16 protein-coding genes are annotated in these 20,486 nt (G+C 66.9%); 11 read left to right on the forward strand and 5 right to left on the reverse strand.

Annotation, left to right across the window (positions count from 1 at the left end):
- Window positions 1-113: 113 nt before the first annotated feature.
- Window positions 114-983: a glucose-1-phosphate thymidylyltransferase RfbA gene (gene rfbA, locus ABMA10_RS08455; RefSeq protein ID WP_347870318.1), complete on the forward strand. Its 870-nt coding sequence runs from the start codon at window positions 114-116 to the stop codon at window positions 981-983.
- 28 nt (window positions 984-1,011) lie between these two features.
- On the opposite strand, the gene ABMA10_RS08460 is transcribed toward rfbA, so the two are convergent.
- Window positions 1,012-1,980 carry a lysylphosphatidylglycerol synthase transmembrane domain-containing protein gene (locus ABMA10_RS08460; protein ID WP_347870319.1) on the reverse strand — a complete coding sequence of 323 codons (969 nt, stop codon included), beginning with the start codon at window positions 1,978-1,980 and terminating at the stop codon, window positions 1,012-1,014.
- Between the two features lie 46 nt (window positions 1,981-2,026).
- On the opposite strand from ABMA10_RS08460, the gene ABMA10_RS08465 reads away from it, so the two are divergent.
- A complete protein-coding gene (locus ABMA10_RS08465; protein ID WP_347870320.1) occupies window positions 2,027-3,238 on the forward strand; it encodes a glycosyltransferase in 1,212 nt (403 codons plus the stop codon).
- Here ABMA10_RS08465 and ABMA10_RS08470 read toward each other — a convergent pair.
- Window positions 3,226-4,167, reverse strand: coding sequence for a glycosyltransferase family 2 protein (locus tag ABMA10_RS08470; RefSeq protein WP_431031419.1), 942 nt, complete (start codon window positions 4,165-4,167; stop codon window positions 3,226-3,228). The genes ABMA10_RS08465 and ABMA10_RS08470 overlap by 13 nt on opposite strands.
- Window positions 4,168-4,307: 140 nt before the next feature.
- On the opposite strand from ABMA10_RS08470, the gene ABMA10_RS08475 reads away from it, so the two are divergent.
- Window positions 4,308-7,139 carry a hypothetical protein gene (locus ABMA10_RS08475; RefSeq protein WP_431031420.1) on the forward strand — a complete coding sequence of 944 codons (2,832 nt, stop codon included), beginning with the start codon at window positions 4,308-4,310 and terminating at the stop codon, window positions 7,137-7,139.
- A 43-nt stretch (window positions 7,140-7,182) separates the two neighbouring features.
- Here the strand turns inward: ABMA10_RS08475 and ABMA10_RS08480 are convergent, their stop codons facing one another.
- Both ABMA10_RS08480 and ABMA10_RS08485 read right to left on the reverse strand, forming a co-directional pair.
- The gene (locus ABMA10_RS08480) at window positions 7,183-7,923 is read right to left on the reverse strand and encodes an ABC transporter ATP-binding protein (RefSeq protein WP_347870323.1); all 741 of its coding nucleotides are present in this window, start codon (window positions 7,921-7,923) and stop codon (window positions 7,183-7,185) included.
- Window positions 7,920-8,756 carry an ABC transporter permease gene (locus ABMA10_RS08485; protein ID WP_347870324.1) on the reverse strand — a complete coding sequence of 279 codons (837 nt, stop codon included), beginning with the start codon at window positions 8,754-8,756 and terminating at the stop codon, window positions 7,920-7,922. Before ABMA10_RS08485 ends, ABMA10_RS08480 begins: the two co-directional genes overlap by 4 nt.
- A 113-nt stretch (window positions 8,757-8,869) precedes the next feature.
- On the opposite strand from ABMA10_RS08485, the gene ABMA10_RS08490 reads away from it, so the two are divergent.
- The 8 genes from ABMA10_RS08490 to ABMA10_RS08525 all read left to right on the forward strand — a co-directional run bounded on the left by ABMA10_RS08490 (window position 8,870) and on the right by ABMA10_RS08525 (window position 18,747).
- Window positions 8,870-9,805, forward strand: coding sequence for a class I SAM-dependent methyltransferase (locus tag ABMA10_RS08490; protein ID WP_347870325.1), 936 nt, complete (start codon window positions 8,870-8,872; stop codon window positions 9,803-9,805).
- A 100-nt stretch (window positions 9,806-9,905) separates the two neighbouring features.
- Window positions 9,906-10,166, forward strand: coding sequence for a hypothetical protein (locus ABMA10_RS08495; protein WP_431031421.1), 261 nt, complete (start codon window positions 9,906-9,908; stop codon window positions 10,164-10,166).
- A gap of 3 nt (window positions 10,167-10,169) precedes the next feature.
- On the forward strand, window positions 10,170-11,621 hold the full coding sequence (locus tag ABMA10_RS08500; RefSeq protein ID WP_347870327.1) for a glycosyltransferase family 2 protein: 1,452 nt from the start codon (window positions 10,170-10,172) through the stop codon (window positions 11,619-11,621).
- A gap of 17 nt (window positions 11,622-11,638) precedes the next feature.
- On the forward strand, window positions 11,639-12,877 hold the full coding sequence (locus tag ABMA10_RS08505; RefSeq protein WP_347870328.1) for a glycosyltransferase family 1 protein: 1,239 nt from the start codon (window positions 11,639-11,641) through the stop codon (window positions 12,875-12,877).
- The gene (locus ABMA10_RS08510; RefSeq protein WP_347870329.1) at window positions 12,870-13,796 is read left to right on the forward strand and encodes an NAD-dependent epimerase/dehydratase family protein; all 927 of its coding nucleotides are present in this window, start codon (window positions 12,870-12,872) and stop codon (window positions 13,794-13,796) included. The genes ABMA10_RS08505 and ABMA10_RS08510 overlap by 8 nt, the downstream gene beginning before the upstream one ends.
- Before the next feature lie 124 nt (window positions 13,797-13,920).
- Window positions 13,921-14,394, forward strand: a complete 474-nt coding sequence (locus tag ABMA10_RS08515) for a hypothetical protein (protein ID WP_347870330.1) — start codon at window positions 13,921-13,923, stop codon at window positions 14,392-14,394.
- Window positions 14,391-16,667: a hypothetical protein gene (locus ABMA10_RS08520; protein ID WP_431031422.1), complete on the forward strand. Its 2,277-nt coding sequence runs from the start codon at window positions 14,391-14,393 to the stop codon at window positions 16,665-16,667. The genes ABMA10_RS08515 and ABMA10_RS08520 overlap by 4 nt, the downstream gene beginning before the upstream one ends.
- Before the next feature lie 58 nt (window positions 16,668-16,725).
- The gene (locus ABMA10_RS08525) at window positions 16,726-18,747 is read left to right on the forward strand and encodes a DUF7657 domain-containing protein (protein WP_347870332.1); all 2,022 of its coding nucleotides are present in this window, start codon (window positions 16,726-16,728) and stop codon (window positions 18,745-18,747) included.
- On the opposite strand, the gene ABMA10_RS08530 is transcribed toward ABMA10_RS08525, so the two are convergent.
- On the reverse strand, window positions 18,723-20,360 hold the full coding sequence (locus ABMA10_RS08530; protein ID WP_347870333.1) for a DUF2142 domain-containing protein: 1,638 nt from the start codon (window positions 20,358-20,360) through the stop codon (window positions 18,723-18,725). The two genes, ABMA10_RS08525 and ABMA10_RS08530, sit on opposite strands and share 25 nt — an antisense overlap.
- Window positions 20,361-20,486: the final 126 nt, after the last annotated feature.

The raw sequence follows: 20,486 nt of genomic DNA on the forward strand, positions 1-20,486 counted from the left end.
GCCCTGAGAGCCGGTTCCTGCGATAATGGCACGTCGAGCGAACGCGCGGGCACCGATCGGGGGTCGTGCGACGCGCGAACCAATTGCATCGAGCGAAGGAACGACACATAACTATGCGCGGCATCATTCTCGCCGGTGGATCCGGCACGCGGCTCTGGCCGATCACCAAGGGCATCTCGAAGCAGTTGATGCCGATCTACGACAAGCCGATGATCTACTACCCTCTCTCGACGCTGATGATGGCGGGCATCAAGGAGATCCTCATCATCACGACTCCGGAGTACAACGAACAGTTCCGCGCGCTCCTCGGCAACGGTGACGAGCTCGGCATCCGGCTCGAGTACGCCGTCCAGCCCTCGCCGGACGGTCTCGCGCAGGCCTTCATCATCGGTGAGGAGTTCATCGGCGATGAGAGCGTCGCGCTTGTGCTCGGTGACAACATCTTCCACGGCACAGGCTTGGGATCCGCGCTGCGGAACCACAACAGCATCGACGGTGCGCTCATCTTCGCCTACCAGGTGGCGGACCCGAAGGCGTACGGCGTGGTCGAGTTCGACGAGGACTTCAAGGCACTCTCCATCGAGGAGAAGCCCGCGCAGCCGAAGAGCAACTACGCGGTGCCAGGCCTGTACTTCTATGACAACTCCATCGTGGAGATCGCGAAGACGATCGAGCCGTCCGCCCGGGGCGAGCTCGAGATCTCGACCGTCAACGAGCGCTACCTCGAGCAGGGCAACCTGCAAGTGCAGGTGCTCGATCGCGGAACCGCCTGGCTCGACACCGGCACCTTCGAGTCGATGATGCAGGCTTCCGAGTACGTCCGCGTCATCGAGGACCGTCAGGGCTTCAAGGTCGGCTGCATCGAGGAGATCGCCTGGCGTGCCGGCTGGATCGACGACGAGCAGCTCGCAGCGCTCGCCGCTCCGCTCGTGAAGAGCGGCTATGGCCGGTACCTGCAGACGCTCCTGGCGCAGCAGGCCTGACGCACCACCATCCGAGCCCGGCTCGCGCTCAGCGCGGGTCGGGCTCCTGCGTGCCGTAGGCGGTTCCGCCTCCTGGCGGCGGTTCGACGGCGACGACGCCCACGTGTCCGCGGAGGACCGCGCAGGCGCAGACCGCGACGTCGACGACGATGAGCACGAACCGGCTCACCAGGACGATCCCGAGGATCGACGACGCCGTCACGGTGTTCGCGAGGACGAGCGCGAGGATCGCCTCGCGGACGCCGGCGCCGGCCGGGGCGATCACCGCGAGGAACCCGGCGACCCAGGCCAAGGCGTACCCGCAGATCGCGGGCAGGATGGCCGCGAGGTCCACGGTGCCGAGCGCCGACACGATGCACCAGAGGTGCACGCCGAAGGCGGTCCAGCTCGCCAGCGACCAGCCGACCGCGGAGAGCAGCGGCAGGGTGCGGAGCTCTGGCAGCTCATCCCGGCGCTTCATGATCGTGAACATCCAGCCCAGCACGCGTCGCATCACGGGCGGCAGGAGGGCTACGACACCGACTACCACGAGGACGATGAGCAACCAGGCGTACTCGCGCAGGGCGGGGAACCCGAACAGCGCGCCGACGGCGAGCGTCGAGCCGGTGACGAGGCTCACTCCGAGCTGGGCGGTCAGGGTGACGACCGTCGTCGCCGTCGGTAGTCCGGCGCGCCGTCCGAGCTGACTGCCGGCGACGATCGGCCAGACGCCGCCGGGGATGTACTTGCCGATCTGCGACACGAAGACCACGTACCCGGCGTCGCGGACGGAGACGCGGTGCCCGAACGCGATGACGATGGCGCGCCAGGCGAGCATCGACAGCGCGACCCCGGCGAATCCGGCAGCACAGGACGCCACCATCCACCACGGGTTCATCTGCGAGACGCTCGCGCTGAACGAGGTCCAGTTGACGGCGACCGTCCACGCGATGCACGCGATGACGACGGCGGCAAAGCCCACCTGGATGGGCTTCCTATACTTGGTGAGGTTCTTCATGGGAAGTGCCCATTATCCCGGAGTGGTGCAGGAACGGAGTCTTCGGATGGCGCGACCACGCTTGCTCGTCCTCGCTTCGACCTGGCCAGCGGTCCCCGAGGACGGCACTCCGTCGTTCGTACGCGACCTCGCACTGCAGGAGGCGTCCGACTTCGAGGTGCTCGCCCTGGTCCCACGGGTACCCGGATCGGCGGCCGCAGAACACGACGGACCGGTGCGCGTCCTCCGCTACCGGTACTTCCCCAAGCGGTGGGAGGATCTCGCCGACGGCGCGATCCTCGAGAACCTCCGCAGGCGTCGGAGCCGCTGGCTGCAACTGCCGTTCTTCCTTCTCGGCCAGACGATCGCCACCGCTCGTGCGGTGCGCTCATTCCGGCCGGACGTGATTCACGTGCACTGGATCATCCCGCAGGGCATCGTCGCGAGGCTCGTCGCTCCCGGCGTGCCGAAGCTGCTCACCTCGCCAGGTGGCGACATCTACGCGCTCGACTCCGCACTCATGCGGCGTGTCAAGCGGTGGGTGCTGGGGGAGGCCGACCGCGTCACCGTCATGAATCGCGACATGATGCAGCGGGCCATCGGCCTCGGCGTCGCGCCGGATCGTGTGCAGGTGCTTCCGATGGGCACGCGCGTCGGTACGATGGCCGACCTCGAGACGATCGAGGCGGTCGTCGGCCATCACGCCCCGTCTCGGATCTTCTTCATCGGCCGACTCGTCGAGAAGAAGGGCGTCCACGTCCTGATCGAGGCCCTGCGGCTCCTGCCGTCCCGCCTCGGCTGGACGGCCGAGATCGGCGGGGACGGTCCGCTCCGCGCGGAGCTGGAGGCGCAGGCGGCCGGCCTGCCCATCCGGTTCCTGGGCCAGCTGGACCGTTCGGCGTTGGGTTCCGCGTTCCGCCGCTCCGACGTCGTCGTCTTCCCATCGGTGCTGTCCACCTCCGGAGACCAGGACGGCCTCCCCGTCGCGATCCTCGACGCGTTCGCAGCAGGGACGTGTGTCGTCGTCTCAGACCTTCCCGGGTTGAACGAGGCGGTCGTTGACGGTTCGAACGGTGTGATCGTGCCCTCGGGGGACGCCGTCGCGCTCTCCACTGCGATCGAACAGCTCGTGGGTGACGCTGCATGCCGAGCCAGGCTCCAGGCGGGCGCCCTCGCGCGTGCGGACGACTACTCCCTCGAGACGGCGGGGGAGCGGTACTCGGCGCTGCTGCACGACATCCTCGCCGATCGGGCGACCGCCGGCCGTCAGTCGCCGTAACGCTGCAGCTTGAGGTAGTCGAGCGTCTCCTCGTTCAATGTCCGGTTGATCCGTGTGAGGTCGGCGACCACGCCGATCGCGAACGAGAGCAGCGAGCCCATGAGTAGCGTGGCGCCGACCAGGAGCGATTGGAGGTGGTCTCCGCCGTCGTCCACCCACAGGAGCACGGCGTACCGCACGAACGGCGTCAGGCCGGCGAGGGCCAGCAGGAGTCCGAGGCCGGCGAAGACCACGTACGGGCGGTACATCAGGTAGGCCCGGGTGATCGCCACCCCGGACTGGTACATGTGCTCGCCGATGCTCCGGAACAGGCGTGACTCCCGGGTCTTCGGGTTGGTCATTACGGGGATGCTGGTGATCGCCAGTCGCTTGTAGCCGGCCTGGATGATCGTCTCCATGCAGTAGCTGAACCGTGTCACGACGTTCAGCCGGATGAGGGACGTCTTCGAGTAGGCGCGGAAGCCGCTGGCGGCGTCGGGTAGATCGGTTCCTGCGGCGAGGTTCACCACGCGGCTGCCGATCCGCTGCATGACCTTCTTGAACGGCGAGAAGTGCGCGATCAGTGCCGTCTGCCGATCAGCGACGACGATGTCCGCCTCTCCGCGGAGGATCGGCTGGACCAGGTCGCCGATGCGATCCTGCGGATACTGGTTGTCGCCGTCGGTGTTGACGACGATGTCGGCGCCGTGGAGCAGCGCGTAGTCGACGCCGTCCTTGAAGGATTGCGCGAGGCCGCGGTTGCGCGTGTGCTGCACGATGTGCTCGACACCGTGGGCTCGAGCGACCTCGACGGTGCGGTCCGTCGAGCCGTCGTCGATGACGAGGATCTCGATACGGTCGACGCCTTCGATGACCCTCGGAATCGAGGCGAGGACGAGCGGAAGCGTCGTCTCCTCGTTCAGACAGGGAATCTGGACGAAGACGATCATGGAGGCCTTTCGAGGGAGCGGTCCTTCCAGTATCCCCGATCCGGCCCCTGATCCTGGGCGATGCGACCCGGGCGGCGTTCTCGGGGATAATCGTTCGGGACCCCGGCGACGGGGCCAGCCCCTGATTTGCGAGGATCCGCGTGTTCACAGCCCTGCGCCGAACCACTCCTGGTGCGTCGCGCCCTCCGGTGTGGCGCGGCGGGATCTGGATGTCGGTCATCGCCTGGGGTTCGCTGGCGGTGTTCGCCATCCTCAGCGTCGGGCCGCCGCTCGTCGGTGTCGGCACGTTCCTCGGTACCGATCTGCTCCAGAATGCGGCGCCTTGGCAGTCCGCGCTCGGACCGACCCGACCGGCGTTCAACGCCCTGGTCGGCGACACCGTCGACACGGTCGTCCCGCAGACCTGGGCCATCGTCGAGATGCTTCGCGCGGGCACCTCTCCGGCGTGGAACCCCTGGGTCGGCGGCGGTGCGGAGCTCGGAGGGCTGCCGAACTCGGGACTGTACTCACCGCTGTCCGCGGCATGGTGGGTCTTCCCCCTGAGCGTGGCTCCCGGCGTGACGAAGCTGCTCGAGATCGCCACGGTGACGATCGGCATGTCGCTCTTCCTCCGCCGTCTCCGCCTGCCGGACCCCACCTGGGCGCTCGCGAGCCTCGTCTTCGTGTCCTCGGGCTTCATGGTCTCGTGGACAAACTGGCAGCACACCCGGGTCGCCGCGGTCATCCCGCTGCTGTTCTGGGCGCTCGATAGGGCGGCGGTCCGTCGGCGTCTCGTCGATGCCGTGCCGGTGGCGATCGTCGTGGGCGTCATGCTCCTCGGTGGTTTTCCGGCGGTGACGGCCTACGCGCTCTACGCCGGCGCCGCGTGGGCGATCTTCCGCGCCATCACGACCGGGCGCTCCGTCGTCGGTGTCCTCGGGGCCGGTGCCGTCTGCGCCGCGGGTGTCGTCCTCGGGGTGGCGCTGTGCGCGTGGACGATGGTGCCATTCGCCGTCAACGCCACGAGCGTGCTCGACTTCTCCGTCCGAGCCCAGACCTCCACCGACTCACTGCACCTCATGGATCTGGTGTCGGCGTTCGTCCCGGAGATCATCGGGGATGTCGCCATCCCGACCGCGTACGGTTCGGGGTCCCCGATCGAGCGCCTCTCCTACGTCGGTATCGTCGCGATGCTGCTGATCGCGGCACGGTTCCTGCTCCGGCGATCGTCCGTCGCACTGCCCGGCGCACGGTTCCAGATCATCGCGCTCGCAGTCTGCGTCGTCCTGGTCTACGTCGGCGGACCGGCCCTCGCCGCCGCCCAGGAGCTCCCGGTGTTCTCGAACAACCCGATCGGGCGTCTGCGTGTGATGGTCGGATTCTTCTCGGCGACACTCGCCGCGGCGGGGTTCGCATCGCTCATCTCCGCGGCTCGGCCACCATGTGATGTGCTCGAGCTGCCTGCGGCACGCGATGCGCTCGACGGCCGCCAGCTCACACTGCGCATCCTGACGGCGCTCGCGATACTCGGCCTCATGGCGTCGCTCACCGCGACAGCGATGGACGAGGTCCCGGCATGGGCCGAGGGCCGAATCATCGAGGGGATCTGGACGACGGCCGGCATCGGCGCCGCAGGTCTCGCCCTGGTCCTGCTCGGACGGTTCGCCAGGCCGTCCGTGGTCAGGGCCGCAGCTGTCGGCCTCCTGCCGATCCTCGTACTCATCCCCGCGCTCGACCTCGTGGACCACTGGTGGGGCTGGTCGGAGGAGTCGACCCTCTATCCCGCGACGGAGACGACGGACTACCTGGCGCAGCACCTTGGCGAGCAGCGCTTCGCAAACACCGACGCGGTCCTGTTGCCGGGGGCGAACACGATGTACGGGCTGCGTTCAGTCGGTGGCCATGCCTACCAGACCGCCGAGTGGCGGGACCTGCTCCGGGCGGTCGACCCGAACGCGATGATCTCACCGACGTACTCGACCTTCCTGTCCAGTATCGCCGCGATCAACATCGCGTCACCGGTGCTCGACCGCCTGGGCGTGTCCTACATGCTCTTCGATCCCAACGCTCCGGCACCGGGCGTCTTCCAAGGCGTCGACCGATCGCCCGAGACCGTCGAGCTCGGGGAGGAACCCGTGCGGTCCACGGTGCGGACAGGTCCGGTCCGGACGATCGGGTTCGCGATCGACGGTGACGCCTCGATCGATGCCGGCACGGAACTGACCGCGGACATCGTCGACGAGGCCTCTGGCGACGTGCTGGCCTCGACGACGACCTGGTATCGCTCGCTTGCCGGTGAGCGGAACGTGACGCTGCCCGGCGAGTCGATCTCCGCGGAGACCGCCTGGCACGCCGAGATCCGTTTGTCGAGCGGCTCGGCGCAGGTCTTCGCATCCGTCGACGATCCGGCGGCGGCCGCTGTCGCCCTCACGCTCCCGGATGACGACGGCGCCCGGATCGTGCAGACCGGGGAGGCGACCATCATCGAGCGCTCCAGTGCGCTTTCTCGAGTCCGCTGGGCCGATAGTGCCGTCGTGGAGACCGACCCGGAGCGACGGCTGGAGCTCCTCGCCGACGGCGCCATCCCCGCGACGAGTGTCCTCCTGGAACGCAACGAGGACGTCGAAACGTCGGACCAGATCCCTGAGGGCGAGGAGTCCTCCGCCACCGTCGATCTTGCAGCGACCGAGAACGATCCTGCAGCTGTCTCCGCGAGGACGATGTCGGATCGTGCGGGATGGCTCGTCATCGACGACTCGCTCCGCCGTCCGGGCTGGTCAGCGACCATCGACGGCGAACCGGCGGCCCTGGTACCCGCCGAGCATGCCGGGGCAGCGGTCCGCATCCCCGCGGGCAGCCACGACGTGCGTGTGCAGTACACCGTCCCGGGCCTCGAGACGGGCGTCCGTGTCTCGCTGGTGGCGCTCGGCGTCGCCGTGCTGATCATGGCGGCCGAGCTGCTGTTCGCACGCAAACACCGCCGACGACGCTGAGCGCCACCCGAGGGCGACGCTCAGCGGATGGAACCTGTGCCGGCTACGGCTGGTGTGGGTAGGAGTTCTCGTAGGCCGCGATGACCGGATCGATCTCGCCGACGAGCTCCAGGTGTCCCTTGTTGATCCAGGCGGCGTGATCGCACATCGTCTTCACGGAGCCCATCGAGTGGGACACGAGGATCACGGTCTTGCCGGCGGCCTTGAAGTCCTCGAACTTCTGGAAGCACTTCTGCTGGAACTCGGCGTCGCCGACGGCGAGCACCTCGTCGACGACCAGGATGTCGGGGTCGACGTTGATGGCGACGGCGAACCCGAGTCGGACGTACATGCCCGAGGAGTAGTTCTTCACGGGCTGGTCGATGAACTGCTCGACACCGGAGAAGTCGACGATCTCGTCGAACTTGCGCTGGATCTCCTTGCGGCTCATGCCGAGGATCGACCCGTTCAGGAAGACGTTCTCGCGGCCGGAGAGCTCGGGGTGGAACCCGGAGCCGACTTCGAGCAGCGCCGCGACCTTGCCGTTCGCGGTGATCGTGCCCGTCTCCGGGTAGAGGATCTTCGCGAGGCACTTCAGGAGGGTCGACTTACCTGAACCGTTGCTCCCGATCAACCCGAAGGTCGAACCCGTCGGAACGTCGAACGTGATGTCGCGAAGCGCCCAGAAGTCCTCGTGCACCGAGATTTTGCGGCGCATGATCGCCGACTTCAGGCTCTGGTTGCGCTCATGGTAGAGCCGGAACTTCTTGCTCACGTCGTCGACGTGCACAGCGATGTCGGTCATAGGATCTCCGCCAGTCTCTTCTCCTTGCGGGCGAATACCCACATTCCGACCACGAGCGCGACGACGGCCCAGGCCACACAGGCGAGGACGTCGGCCGGGTCGGCGAATCGGTTGTCGTACATGAGGTTGCGGAACACGTTGACGAAGTGGAGCATCGGGTTGAGTTCGTAGATGTCCCAGACCGTGATAGGCGTGCCGAACAGCCCGCCCACGCTCTTCGACGCGTCGCTCACGAGAGTCGACGGGTAGACGATGGGCGTGAGGTACATCCAGATCTGCAGCACAATGCCCAGGAGGTACTGCGTGTCGCGGAAGTAGACGTTGGCGACCGCGAGGATGAGGCCCACTCCGGTTGCGAACACGGCCAGCAGCACCATCATGAGGAGCACCAGCGGGAGCCAGGGGAGCACGAAGGCGCCGACGACGAAGAGGGCGATGGTCAGCACGGCCATCTCGAACAGCCAGTTGTAGCCGACAGTCAGGACCGAGGAGATCGGCAGGACCATCCGCGGGAAGTAGACCTTGGTGATGAGACCGGCGCCGCCGACGATAGACCCCATGCTGGTGCTGAGCGCGGTCGAGAAGAACGTCCAAGGGAGCAGGCCGCAGAGCAACCAGATGGCGAAGACGTTGACGCCGCTGGGGTCACCCGGGTCGGGCTTCACCCGGAAGATGAAGGCGAACACGAATGTGTACACGAGCATCGAGGCGAGAGGGCTGGCGAGCGACCACAGGCGCCCGAAGATGGTGCGCTTGTACTGGCCGCGGATATCTCGGAGGGTGAGATTCGCCAGGAGTTCCCTGGCGGACGCCAGATCCCTGAGATACTGCATTGAGCCTCGATTGCGCATTCGGAAGTGATTTCGACGACGTGAACCACGTCAATCTACCGTAGCTTTCCTGAACATCACGCCGACGTTCCGTCCCCATCCGCACAAGGAGTCCCATGACCAACGACGATCAAGCAACCGCACGCCGGTCGGATCCGGCGGTCGGATCCGCCTGGATCAGCCACGCCTCCTATTGGATGCCTCGCCACATCGTGCAGTCGGCGTGGCTCGAGCACGCGCCGTTCGCCTTCTGGATGATCGACGCGCTCCGGCCGTCCAACTATGTCGAACTCGGCACGCACAACGGCTTCTCCTTCTTCACCGCGTGCGACGCCGTGACCCGGCTCGGTCTCGACACCGCCTGTTCGGCCCTCGACAGCTGGGAGGGCGACGACCAGGCAGGCTTCTACGGCGAGGACGTGTACCAGTCGGTCCTCGCGATCCGGGATGCGGAGTACCCCGGGATCGCCACCCTCCTCCGCGGGTACTTCAGCGACAGTGTCGACCGGATCCCGGATGGCTCGGTCGACCTCCTCCACATCGACGGGCGTCACGGCTACGAGGACGCCCTGGAGGACTGGACCGCGTACGCGCCCAAGCTCTCTGAGCGTGGTGTCGTCATGTTCCACGACACCTTCGAATTCGATCGCGGCTTCGGTGTCCACCGATTGTGGGCGGAGCTCGCGGCGCAGTTCCCGGAGCGGAGCTTCCAGTTCGAGCACGGCCACGGTCTCGGGGTGATCGGCGTGGGATCCGACCTCCCGGCGGCGATCGTAGACTTCTTCCGGGCGGCGCAGTCCGACGGGCCGCAGATCGAGAGCGACTACCACTGGCTCGGCAAGCAGGTGTCCGCGCAATACGAGCGCGATCTCGACTATCGGAACCAGTTGCACCTCGCCGAGATCGAGCGAGCCTCGATCCGGGCGGAAGTCGAGGCCGCTGACGCCCGACGAGCCGTCGCGGTCGGCGAACTCGACGCCGTTCGCGCGAGCACCTCGTGGAAGCTGACCTCGCCGGTGCGGAAGGCGGTCGGCGTCCTCCGGCGACGCTGAGCGGTGCGCCGGGTTCCTGAACATCGCCCCCAAGGCGGCCTTGGAGCCCGGTGCTAGACTCGACCAGTTCATCCGGCAGTCACAGAGCGAGGCCCTTTCCATGTCAGCTGACCGTCCGACTCCTGAACAGATCGCCGCAGAGCGGCGCGTTCTCGAGCTCATCGACCGCATCCTCGGGCTCGAGGCCGAGCTCGCGAGGATATCCGTCTACAACAATCCCGGTCGCGAGCAGTTCGAGGCGCTCGAGCGCGAGAACGCAGGGCTCCGGCAGCAGCTCGACGCCGTCCGCGGCACGCGGACTTGGAAGGCCGGCAGGGCCGTTCTGGCGCCTCTGCGGGTCGTCTCCCGGAACCGGGCCTGACCCGTGGCGGTCACCCACACGGACGGCACACCGTTCGGGGTCACCTTCATCCTGTCCGGCCTCACTGCCTCAGACGTCGAAGCGTTCCGGTCCTCGGTCAGCACCGATGCCGACGTGGTGACGGTCGCTGACGGCGACGCCGACGCTCTGAACCACGCCGCCGCTGCCGCTTCGACACCGTTCGTGTCGGTCGTCTCACGTCCGGGGACCCTCGTCGACGGCGCCCTCGACACGATCCGGACCTTCGTCGAAGAGCATCCCGACACCGAGGTGCTCTACACCGACGAGGCGGTCGTCCTACCCGACGGAACCCTCGATCCGGTCCTCAAGCCGGCGCCGGCCGCAGAACGCCTGCGCAACCAGTACTTCTGGGGCGACCTGGTGCTCGTGCGTCGTGAGACATTCGAGCGCCTCGGCGGGTTCGGCATCGGGTACGTCGGCGCCCATGCCTACGAGTTCGCGCTGCGTGCCACCCGAGGCGACGCGGTCATCGCCCACCTCGCCGCGGCGGCGTTCGTCCCTGCCGCGCAAGGAGCGCTCGGTGACTTCGGCGTGGAAGCGGCCGACGGCGTCCGACGTGCGCTCGAGGAGCACCTGGCTGCCACGGGCGGTGGCTCCGTGCTCAACATCGGTACCGACGGCGTCCACCACACGGCGCGAGCCGTCCAGGGCGAACCGCTCGTGTCGATCGTGATCCCCACTCGCGGCCAGTACCTTCCCGGTTCCGACCGGAGCTACCTCGTCGACGCCATCGAGAGCATCGTCGAGCGGAGCACCTACGAGCGCTACGAGTTCGTCGTCGTGATCGACGACGTCGCAGACGCGGGAGTTGTTGAGCGCATCACGGAGATCGCGGGCTCGCGTCTGCACCTGGTCCCGTGGACGGAATCCTTCAACTTCTCTGGGAAGATCAATCTCGGCGTCCTGTCGTCGATCGGTGAGTACGTGCTGATCCTCAACGACGACGTCTCGGTCATCACGCCGAACTGGATGGAGGACCTCCTCGCTCTGGCGCAGCTGCCGAACGCCGGGATGTCCGGCTGCATGCTGTACTACGAGGACGACACCATCCAGCACGCCGGTCACCACTACTGGCGGGGCGACACCATCCACGTCGGCATGCAGTTGCCCCGCGGAACGGCGGGCCCCACGGACGGCTACCGGGTCGAGCGCGAGGTCGTCGGCATCACTGCGGCCTGTGCCATGATGCCGCGTTCCGTCTACCTTGAGGTCGGTGGCATGACCACCCTGCTCCCCGGAGCGTTCAACGACGTCGACCTGTGCCTGAAGGTGCTCGAGCAGGGTTACGGCATCCTGTGGACGCCGCATGCAGAGCTCTACCACTACGAATCGAAGACCCGCGACGCGCGGGTGCGCCACTACGAAGTGCAGACCGCCTGGGGGCGCTGGGAGCACAAGATGCACCAGCCCGGGTTCTGGCCGTACCCTGTCTAGGTGACAGAGAGAGAATCATGAAATCCTTCCTTCGCAAAGTCAGCGTCGCCCTCGATGTCCTCAAGAATGACGGACCGCGCCACTTCTGGCGACGAGTCCAGATGAACCTCCGGGCGCGCGTCGCCGGCAAGACGATCTACCTCCCGGTGAAGGTGTCCGACGCGATCGCGGTCGACTGGACGAAGCCGGGCCCGCAGCTGCTCGAGCCCGTCGTCGTCACGGACCGCAAGTCGCACATCGCCTGGATCATGTCGCCGCCAAGCGCGACGAGCGGCGGGCACCAGAACCTCTTCCGCTTCATCGACTTCGCCGAGCGCGCCGGCCACACCTGCAGCGTCCACTTCTACAACAGCATCGGTGTGGTGGTCGACCTCAAGGACATGCGTCGGATGCTCGACCAGTCGCCGGCCTACCCCGTTCTGAAGGCCGACTTCCACAACTACGACCCTGAGCTCGGCGTCGGTCCCGGCATCGACGCGCTGTTCGCGACCGGCTGGGAGACCGCGTATCCCGCGTTCACCGACGCCAGCGACGCACGTCGCTTCTACTTCGTGCAGGACTTCGAGCCCGCGTTCTACGCCGCGGGCACCGAGTCGATTCTGGCCGAGAACACCTACCACTTCGGTTTCCACGGCATCACCGCCGGAGGATGGCTGTCGAAGAAGCTGCACGACGAGTACGGCATGCCGACCGACCACTTCGACTTCTCGGTCGAGCGCAAGCACTACTCCGTCACCAACACAGAGCGCCGCAAGGAGATCTTCTTCTACGCGCGGCCCGTCACGCCCCGTCGCGCATTCGAGCTCGGAGTCCTGGCGCTCGCGGAGTTCGCGAAGCGGCGGCCCGAATACACGATCAACATGGCAGGCTGGGACGTCTCCGACTGGGACATCCCGTTCCCATACAAGAATCTGTCCGGACTCGAGATCTCAGAGCTGAACCCCATCTACAACAGGTGTGCCGCGGGCCTCGTCCTCTCGTTGTCGAACATGTCGCTGCTCCCGCTCGAACTCATCGCTGCCGGTGTCGCTCCCGTCGTAAACGACGCTCCGAACAACCGGCTGGTCTCCGACAACGCGTACATCGAGTACGTCCTCCCCGCTCCCGGCGCGATCGCCGACCGCCTCGTCGAGGTCGTCGATCGTCCGGATGCCGCCGAACGCTCCGTCGCAATGTCGGAATCGCTGGAGCACACCACCTGGGCTGACAGTGGTCGACAGTTCGTCGAGGCGTTCGAACGGGCCATGCGTGGCTAGAGCAGTCGTCATCGGGGCTAACGGCTTCATCGGATCCCATCTGGTGGACGCCCTCGTCGCCGACGGACACGAGGTCGCCGCGTTCGATCGCTTCAGCGGCGGTCGTGAGCCGAGCTTCAGCAGTTCCGGGGTCGAGCTGCTCCGGGGCGAGTTCTTGAGCCGGACCGATCTCGATAGCGCGGTGCGCGGGCGCGACCTCGTCTTCCATTTTCTGTCGACGACGAACCCGGCGACCGCTGAAGCCGATCCGACGCTCGACATCCGGACGAACGTGGCGCAGACCGTCGAGCTGCTCGAGTCGAGCGCCGAGGCCGGCGTCGGTCACTTCTACTTCGCCTCGACCGGCGGAGCGATCTACGGCCCGCAGGGCAAGGCGAGCTATGCCGAGCAGGACCGCGCGCTCCCGGTCTCGCCGTACGGCATCGGCAAGCTCACGATCGAGCACTACCTGCACTACTTCCGCACCATGCACGGCCTCGACTCCACGAGCTTCCGGATCTCGAACCCGTACGGCACGCGGCAGCACCCCCACAAGAAGCAGGGCCTGATCCCCATCGCGCTCCGCCAGGTGGTCAACGGCGAAACGACTGTGCGGTTGGGCGACGGATCGATGGTCCGCGACTACATCTACGTGACGGACGCCGTTCAGATGATCACCAAGGTGGTCGGACGTGATCGCGAACACGACCTGTACAACATCGGCAGCGGGCAGGGTTACTCCGTGAACGAGGTCTTCGATTCACTCCGACGCGTGACCGGGATCGACTTCGCCATCGAGGATCGTCCCGCGCCGGCGACGTTCGTGGACCGAGTGGTGCTCGACATCGCCCGCTACGCGGAGGAGTTCGGTGAACCGTCGACGATCGCGCTTGACGACGGCGTACGAGCGACGTATGAGGAGCTCGCGCTCTCCGAATGAGGCCCTGCACCTCCCGGCGGGAATCCTCGGCAGCCACGCCGGAAATCTCATGTGTCGCATTGACCTCACAGGTACCGCTACCCTGAACGGGGGTAACCGCCCCTTCGAGCGGATCGGGGAGACGATGACGGCTGGACGAACGACTGTCGCCGTGCGCATTGTCGCGATGGTTGCTCTGCTGGGATTCCTCAGCGGATGCACCGATGCCGAGACTGGGCCGAAGCCCTCCGGAAGCGCCACCAGCATCGCTCCCGGAATCACCCCACCGCCCGAGAAGACCGAGACTCCGAGCCCGGTGACGGCCGACGCCGTCGTCAGCTACGCGGGTGTCGACGTCGACGGCGCGAACGTGTCCGCCGCCGGCTACATCCAGGGCATCCTCGAGAACGGTGGCGCGTGCACGTTCACGTTTACCGGGACGACCGAGCCAGTCGCCGTCTCCAGCGAGGGTATCGCCGACTCCAGCACCACCTCCTGCGGCACCGTCCAGGTGCCGCTCGCGCAACTTCCATCCGGCACCTGGTCGGTCGTCCTGAGTTACTCGTCCGATTCGATCGACACCCTGGTCTCGACCGCTCTCACTGTGGAGGTGCCATGAGGCGCTTGCGTTTTCCCGCGATCCTCGCCGCGATCGCACTGATCGCTGGCGTGCTCACCGTTGCGCCCGTCTCGGTGCAGAGCGCCTCGGCCGCTGACGCCCGGGACTTCCAGGCCGGCAACATCATCAGCGACTCGCTGTTCTACGACGGCGGCACGATGGGCGCCGGCGAGGTTCAGAACTTCTTGAACGCTGCTCGCCCGAGCTGTCGAGCGGGCTACACCTGTCTCAAGGACTATGCCGAGGCGACGGCCAGTCGGTCGGCTGTAGCTGGTCGTTGCGCGGCCTACGCCGGTTCCGGCCGTGAGTCCGCCGCGTCCATCATCGCCAAGGTGGGTGCGGCTTGTGGGATCAGCCAAAAGGTCCTCATCGTGATGCTGGAGAAGGAGCAAAGCCTCATCACGGATGACTGGCCGAGCGCCCGCCAGTACCGCTCGGCGATGGGGTACGGCTGCCCCGACACCGCCGACTGCGACACAAACTACTACGGGTTTTACAACCAGGTGTACGCAGCTGCGCTGCAGTTCAAGAACTATCAGGCGAACCCAACGCGATGGAACCACGTGCCTGGCCGGATCAACGCGGTGCGGTACAACCCGAATGCCGCCTGCGGCTCGAGCTCCGTATTCATTCAGAACTATGCGACAGCCGGGCTCTACAACTACACGCCCTACCAGCCGAACGCTTCCGCGCTCGCGAACTTGTATGGCTCCGGGGACGGCTGCGGTGCCTACGGCAACCGCAATTTCTGGCGCCTGTACACGGATTGGTTCGGGTCGACCACTGGTGGAAGCAGCCTGGTAAAGAGCGCCTCATCGGCCGCGATCTACCTCGTGGCCGATCAGCAGAAGTACTACGTGCCCGACCAGGCGACGCTGTCCGCCTACGCCTCTCTCGGAGGCGTGGCAACGGTCTCGCAGGCGTACCTCGACCGTTACACGACCGCCGGGAATGCATCGCGCATTGTCCGCGCGCCGAGCGGGGCGATCTACTTCATTGATGCGGGGCTGCGGGTCGGGTTCACGAGCTGCGAGATGGTCATCGACTACGGCGGATCGTGCACGCCTGCCGGGTACACCCAGCTCACCGACTCGCAGATCCTGCAATTCGTCGAGCCGAACGCCAGGGTGACGCCCGTCTACGCGACCACCGCGGGTGCCCGATACTACGTGACGCGGGGGACCAAGCGGGAGATCGTCGACGCGACCGCCCAGGCGCTCGCAGGGATTCCGGCCGACCTCATCGTCCTGACCGAGGCCGGCGTCTCGAACCTCGCCGACGGCGCTCCGATCCTCCGCGACTCGATCTACCTCGGGAGCCGAGGCGCGGGGACGTACTCCTTCTTCAGCGGCGGAGCCGCTTACCAGGTCCCCGCTAACACGACGGCGTCGCTCGGCCTGCCGGGCCGCTCCGGCAGCGCGTTGTGGCCGCGGAACTATGACCGCGTTGCGAGCGGCGGGACCTTCCCAGGCGCCGTCATCGCTCCAGGTGGGGCGCCGCAAGTGCTGAGCGCTGCGGGACGGTACGCGTGGGGTGTCGGCTCACCGATCGCGACCGTTCCCGCGAGCCAGGCGTTCGTCGACTCCTATGCATCGAGTGGGACCATCGGGGAGGGGACCTCCATCACCGGGAACACGGGAGCGGTCTACCTCATCGCCGGCGGGCGCATCCGGCCCTACACCTCGTGGCTCGCGCTCACCTCGACGACGAACACGCAGTCGCCGGCCATCGTGACGATCGCTGCGAACGTGCTCGGCCAGGTCCCCGTCGGTGCACCGGTGCTCGCGCCGGGTACCCTCGTGAGATCGTCGGAGAGCGCCGCCGTCTTCCTCATCGACGGGACCCAGACGAAGATCCCCGTATCGAGCTTCGACTACCCGACGGCGATGGGCATCGCCGGAACGGACTTCGTCCCGCAGTCCCAGCTCGACGCTTACACGACCGCTCAGCCGCTCCAGTACGGCGTGACCTGCAACGGCGTCGACTACGTCTCGGCCGCGGGGAAGCTGCACAAGCTGGCCCCCGCGCTGAAGGCGCTGTACCCGATCACCTATGTGACGCTGTCGGCGATCAACTGCCAGCCGCGTCCGATCGGGAACGACGCCGGTTCCTTCATCCGCACGCCGAACGGGACGATCTACCTCCTCGAGGGTGGAGCGAAGCGCCCCATCTCGTCGATGGCCCGCTTCACGGAGCTGGGCGGGACCTCGACCAACTTCCTCGATGTCACGTACTCGTTCGCCGGACTCCTGAAGGACGGAGCAGTCGCCTGACCCCGTGGCGGTCGGTCCGACCGACCGCTACGTCCTGCGACCGGATACGCTGGGTCGAATGAGTTCCATCACCGATCGGTTCCCCGTGCTGCGCAGGATCACGGCATCCTGGGAGCCCGACGCAGAGGGGCTCCCGAACCGTCGGGTGCTGTTCGCCCCGCTCATCGCCCTCGCGGTGATCCTGCTCGGGCTCGTGGCCGGGGGTATCACCGGAAGCTCCTCCGGGATGCTGAACGCGTCGTTCAACTCCTCGGCCGACCCGAACCTGATCGCGGGCACGCCACAGGCTATCCGGAGCGACGAGTGGTCGGTGAACACCTCGTGGGTGATCTCGCAGGTCGAGCAGGGCCTGCCGATCGAGAACCGGAACTTCCCCGGGGGCACGGACGTCACCGTGCTGCAGGACCTGCCGAGCTCGGACTGGTCGACCGCGTTCCGGCCGCATCTGCTCGGGTTCGCGATCCTGCCCGTCGACAACGGCATGGCGCTGAAATGGTGGTTGCCGCCCCTTGCGCTCATCGGTGCGACCTACTTCTTCGCGGTCACGCTCCTGCCGAGGCGCCCGGTCACCTCCGGCCTGCTCGCGGTCGGATTCTTCTTCTCGCCGTTCCTCCAGTGGTGGTTCGGTGCCAACACGTTCTGGCCCGCAGCCTGGGCGTTCCTGCTCATGGGGGCGGCCGTCTGGCTGCTGCGCACCCGACGCCGTCTCCCGCGGATCATCCTGCCCGTCCTGGTGGGCTATCTCGCGGTGACCGTCGGCATGACCGTGTACATTCCGTTCATCCTGCCGGTGACGGTCGTCGCGGCCGCGTTCTGCGTCGGGTTCGTACTCACCCGAGGCAGCGCCGATGGGACCATCCAGACGAGGTTGCGAGCCCTGCGAGGAATCCTGTTCGCCGGTGTCGCCGCGGCGCTCGTGCTGGGGATCTGGATCCTGACCCGCCTGCAGACCATCGGGGGCTTCACGTCGACGGTGTACCCGGGCGCCAGATCCGAGCCCACCGGTGAGGCCGGTTTCCAGGGGCTCCTCGCGTTCTTCGGGGCGCCTTTCTCGCGGGGGCTCGGACCGGCCCAGGGGCTGCCGTTGGGACCGAATGCCTCGGAGGCGTCCACGTTCATCGTGGCGGGGCTCTTCCTGATCGTCCCCCTCCTCTGGATGCTCATCGAGCGGATCCGCCGAGGTGGTGGCATTGACTGGGTGGTCCTGTTGCCGATCGCCCTGGGGGCCGTCCTTGCCGCCTTCCTGTTCGTGCCGGGATGGGACGCCGTCGCGCAGCTTCTGCGCCTCGACCTCGTTCCGAACGAGCGCATGCGCTTCGCCTTCGGCATCCTCTCCGTCCTGCTCATCGTGCTCACCGTCCTCCGGATCGATGAGCGCGTCCGCGACGGGCTGCGCCGCCCGCCGCTGTGGACGGTCCTGCTCGCGGGCGCCCTGTCGCTGCTCGCCTACGGGGTCGTCGCACTGGACCTCGTGCCGCAGCACACGCCGCTGACGGCCAGCAAGGTGTGGGTCGTCGCGGTCCTCGCCCTCTCCGCAGCAGTCGTCCTGATCGCGCTCCGAGCGCCGGCCCTCGGGACCGCGGCGATCCTCGCGGTCGGCATGGTCGTGGCCGGGTCGGTCAACCCGGTGTACGTCGGCGTGTACGACCTCAACGGGACGACACTCGTCAAGACGATGCAGCAGATCGATGCCGAGGATCCCGGATTCTGGGTCGGCGCCGGCAACACGCCGCTGCTCGGCATCACCCTCGTGCAGTCCGGGCTCGCCTCGTACAACGGGATTCAGGGAGCACCGTCCGAGGAGATGTGGAAGCAGATCGACCCGAGCGGTGAACGGGAGGACGCGTGGAACCGTCTCGCCAACATCTCCTGGGGTGTCGGCGACGGACCGCCCGATCCGTTCAATCCGACCGAGGACCAGATCAGGATGATCTTCGACTCCTGCTACTCCTTTGCTCAGGACAACGTCTCGTACGTCCTGTCGGAGTTCGACATCCAACAGCCTTGCGTCGAGCGCCTCGATACCATCCGGCAAGGCCCGTCGACGTTCTTCATCTACCGCGTCGTGCCGCGCCCCTGAGCCCGGATCCGCTGGATTTCGCCGGTATCGAGGCGTTCAATTTCTGCAGTTTCGAGTCGCTCGGCCGGCGTGATGAGCTGGTCGCCTATGGTGACGGAGGCACCTTCGGCGATGATGAACATCCGTCGGAGCAGCAGGACCGTCAGGACGGACGCGGCCACGTAGATGAGGGCCAGGGACTTCCATCCGAATGGGGGCTCCCATCCGTCGTTGAAGAACATGTCCGACATGCTGCCGTTCGCGCCGACGATGTATCGGCGCAGCACCATGACGAACGCCAGGACGTGGCCGATGAACAAGAAGGCGTATGCTCCGGTCACGAAGTGGCGGATGCGCCCGTCAGCGCCGAGGCCGGCGTCGTCGAGCGCAATCCCGGCGACGACGAGCAGGCAGATGAACATCGCGAGCATGTACCGGCCTTGCCAGATGAAACCGTACTGCGCGTACACACCGAGCTGTGTGAAGCCGGGTACGAGGATACACACGGCGAGGAAGACCCACATCGCCCATTTGGTGCCGCGCTTGCCCCAAAGCAGGCCGACCGCGACGAGCAGCGCGATGCACGTGGTCCAGGCGGCCAGCGTCAACGATGGCGCACTGGTGTCGACCCAGCCGAAGAACCCGATCATCCCGAACATGAAGTCGACGGTCTGCAGCTCGGTGAAGAAGAACACGAACGCGAGGCTCACCGGGCTCACCGGGCTCGCCGGTGCCGGAGCGGCGAGGACCGGGGGGTTCAGATACCAGAGCACGGTCAGGGCGCACACGACCCCGAGCGCGCCGATGAGGACCCACGACACGGGCGAACGCAGGACACGGAGCACCCGCTCCCGATTGCCCAAGAGCAGCGAGACCACGGCGATGATGAGCAACCACAGTAGCGAGATGCTCCGCGTGGTGATGAGTGCGGACCCGAGGAGCAGTGCGAGACCGGCCTGCTCGACGAGTCGTCGACCGTTGTAGGTGCCACGGAAGGTGGCGACGAGCGTGGCGAAGAGTCCGCCCGCCGCTGCCACCTCGAGGCCGTTCGGGTTGATGGATCCTCCCAGGTACACGACCATCGGGGTGATCCCGATGACCGCGCCGACGATCGCCCACCTGAAGCGGGGGAGGAGCGTCAGCTGCATGAACATCACGGCGAGGGAGGCGGCGCAGAGGAGCACACTGATCATCCGCATGCCGTAGAAGGCCGCGTCCCCGGTGAGGAACAGGGAGGGCCAACCCACGAGGGCGTAGAACACCGGGCTGTTGAGGCCGGCCGAGGAGCCGGTCTCGACCAAAGTCTGGTCGGTGTCGCGGACCGCAGTCTGGCAGTCGGCAGTGATCTCGGCGTCGAAGGCGAAGCAGACGAGGTCGTGTGCGTTCGCGATGTTCTCGGGAACCGTGGCAGCCGTGAGGGTGGGACTCTGGCTCCACGGGGCGGAGACGATCTCTCCTCTGGCGACCGCGGCGGCACGGATCGCATGGGATGGCTCGTCGGGTATCGACCCGATCGGGGAGGCGAGCGCCCACAGCGTCATTGGTGCGAGGAGGGCGACGAACGCGATGAGGAAGGTCAGCCAGCGCCGCCGTTCCCATCGGATGCCGGGCGACGTCGAGGCGTTCGAGGCCATGGGGATGCAGTCCTATCGGTGGCGAGCGAGCGGCGTTGCGACTCGGGCGGTCGAGCCGCGACCGCTGGCAATCCTACCCGCGGCGCCCATCGAGGCCTGGGCGACGTGCGGGGTGGCCAACGACTC

The sequence above is a fragment of the Plantibacter sp. RU18 genome, assembly GCF_050613355.1.
In the GTDB taxonomy this organism is placed as follows: Bacteria; Actinomycetota; Actinomycetes; order Actinomycetales; family Microbacteriaceae; genus Plantibacter.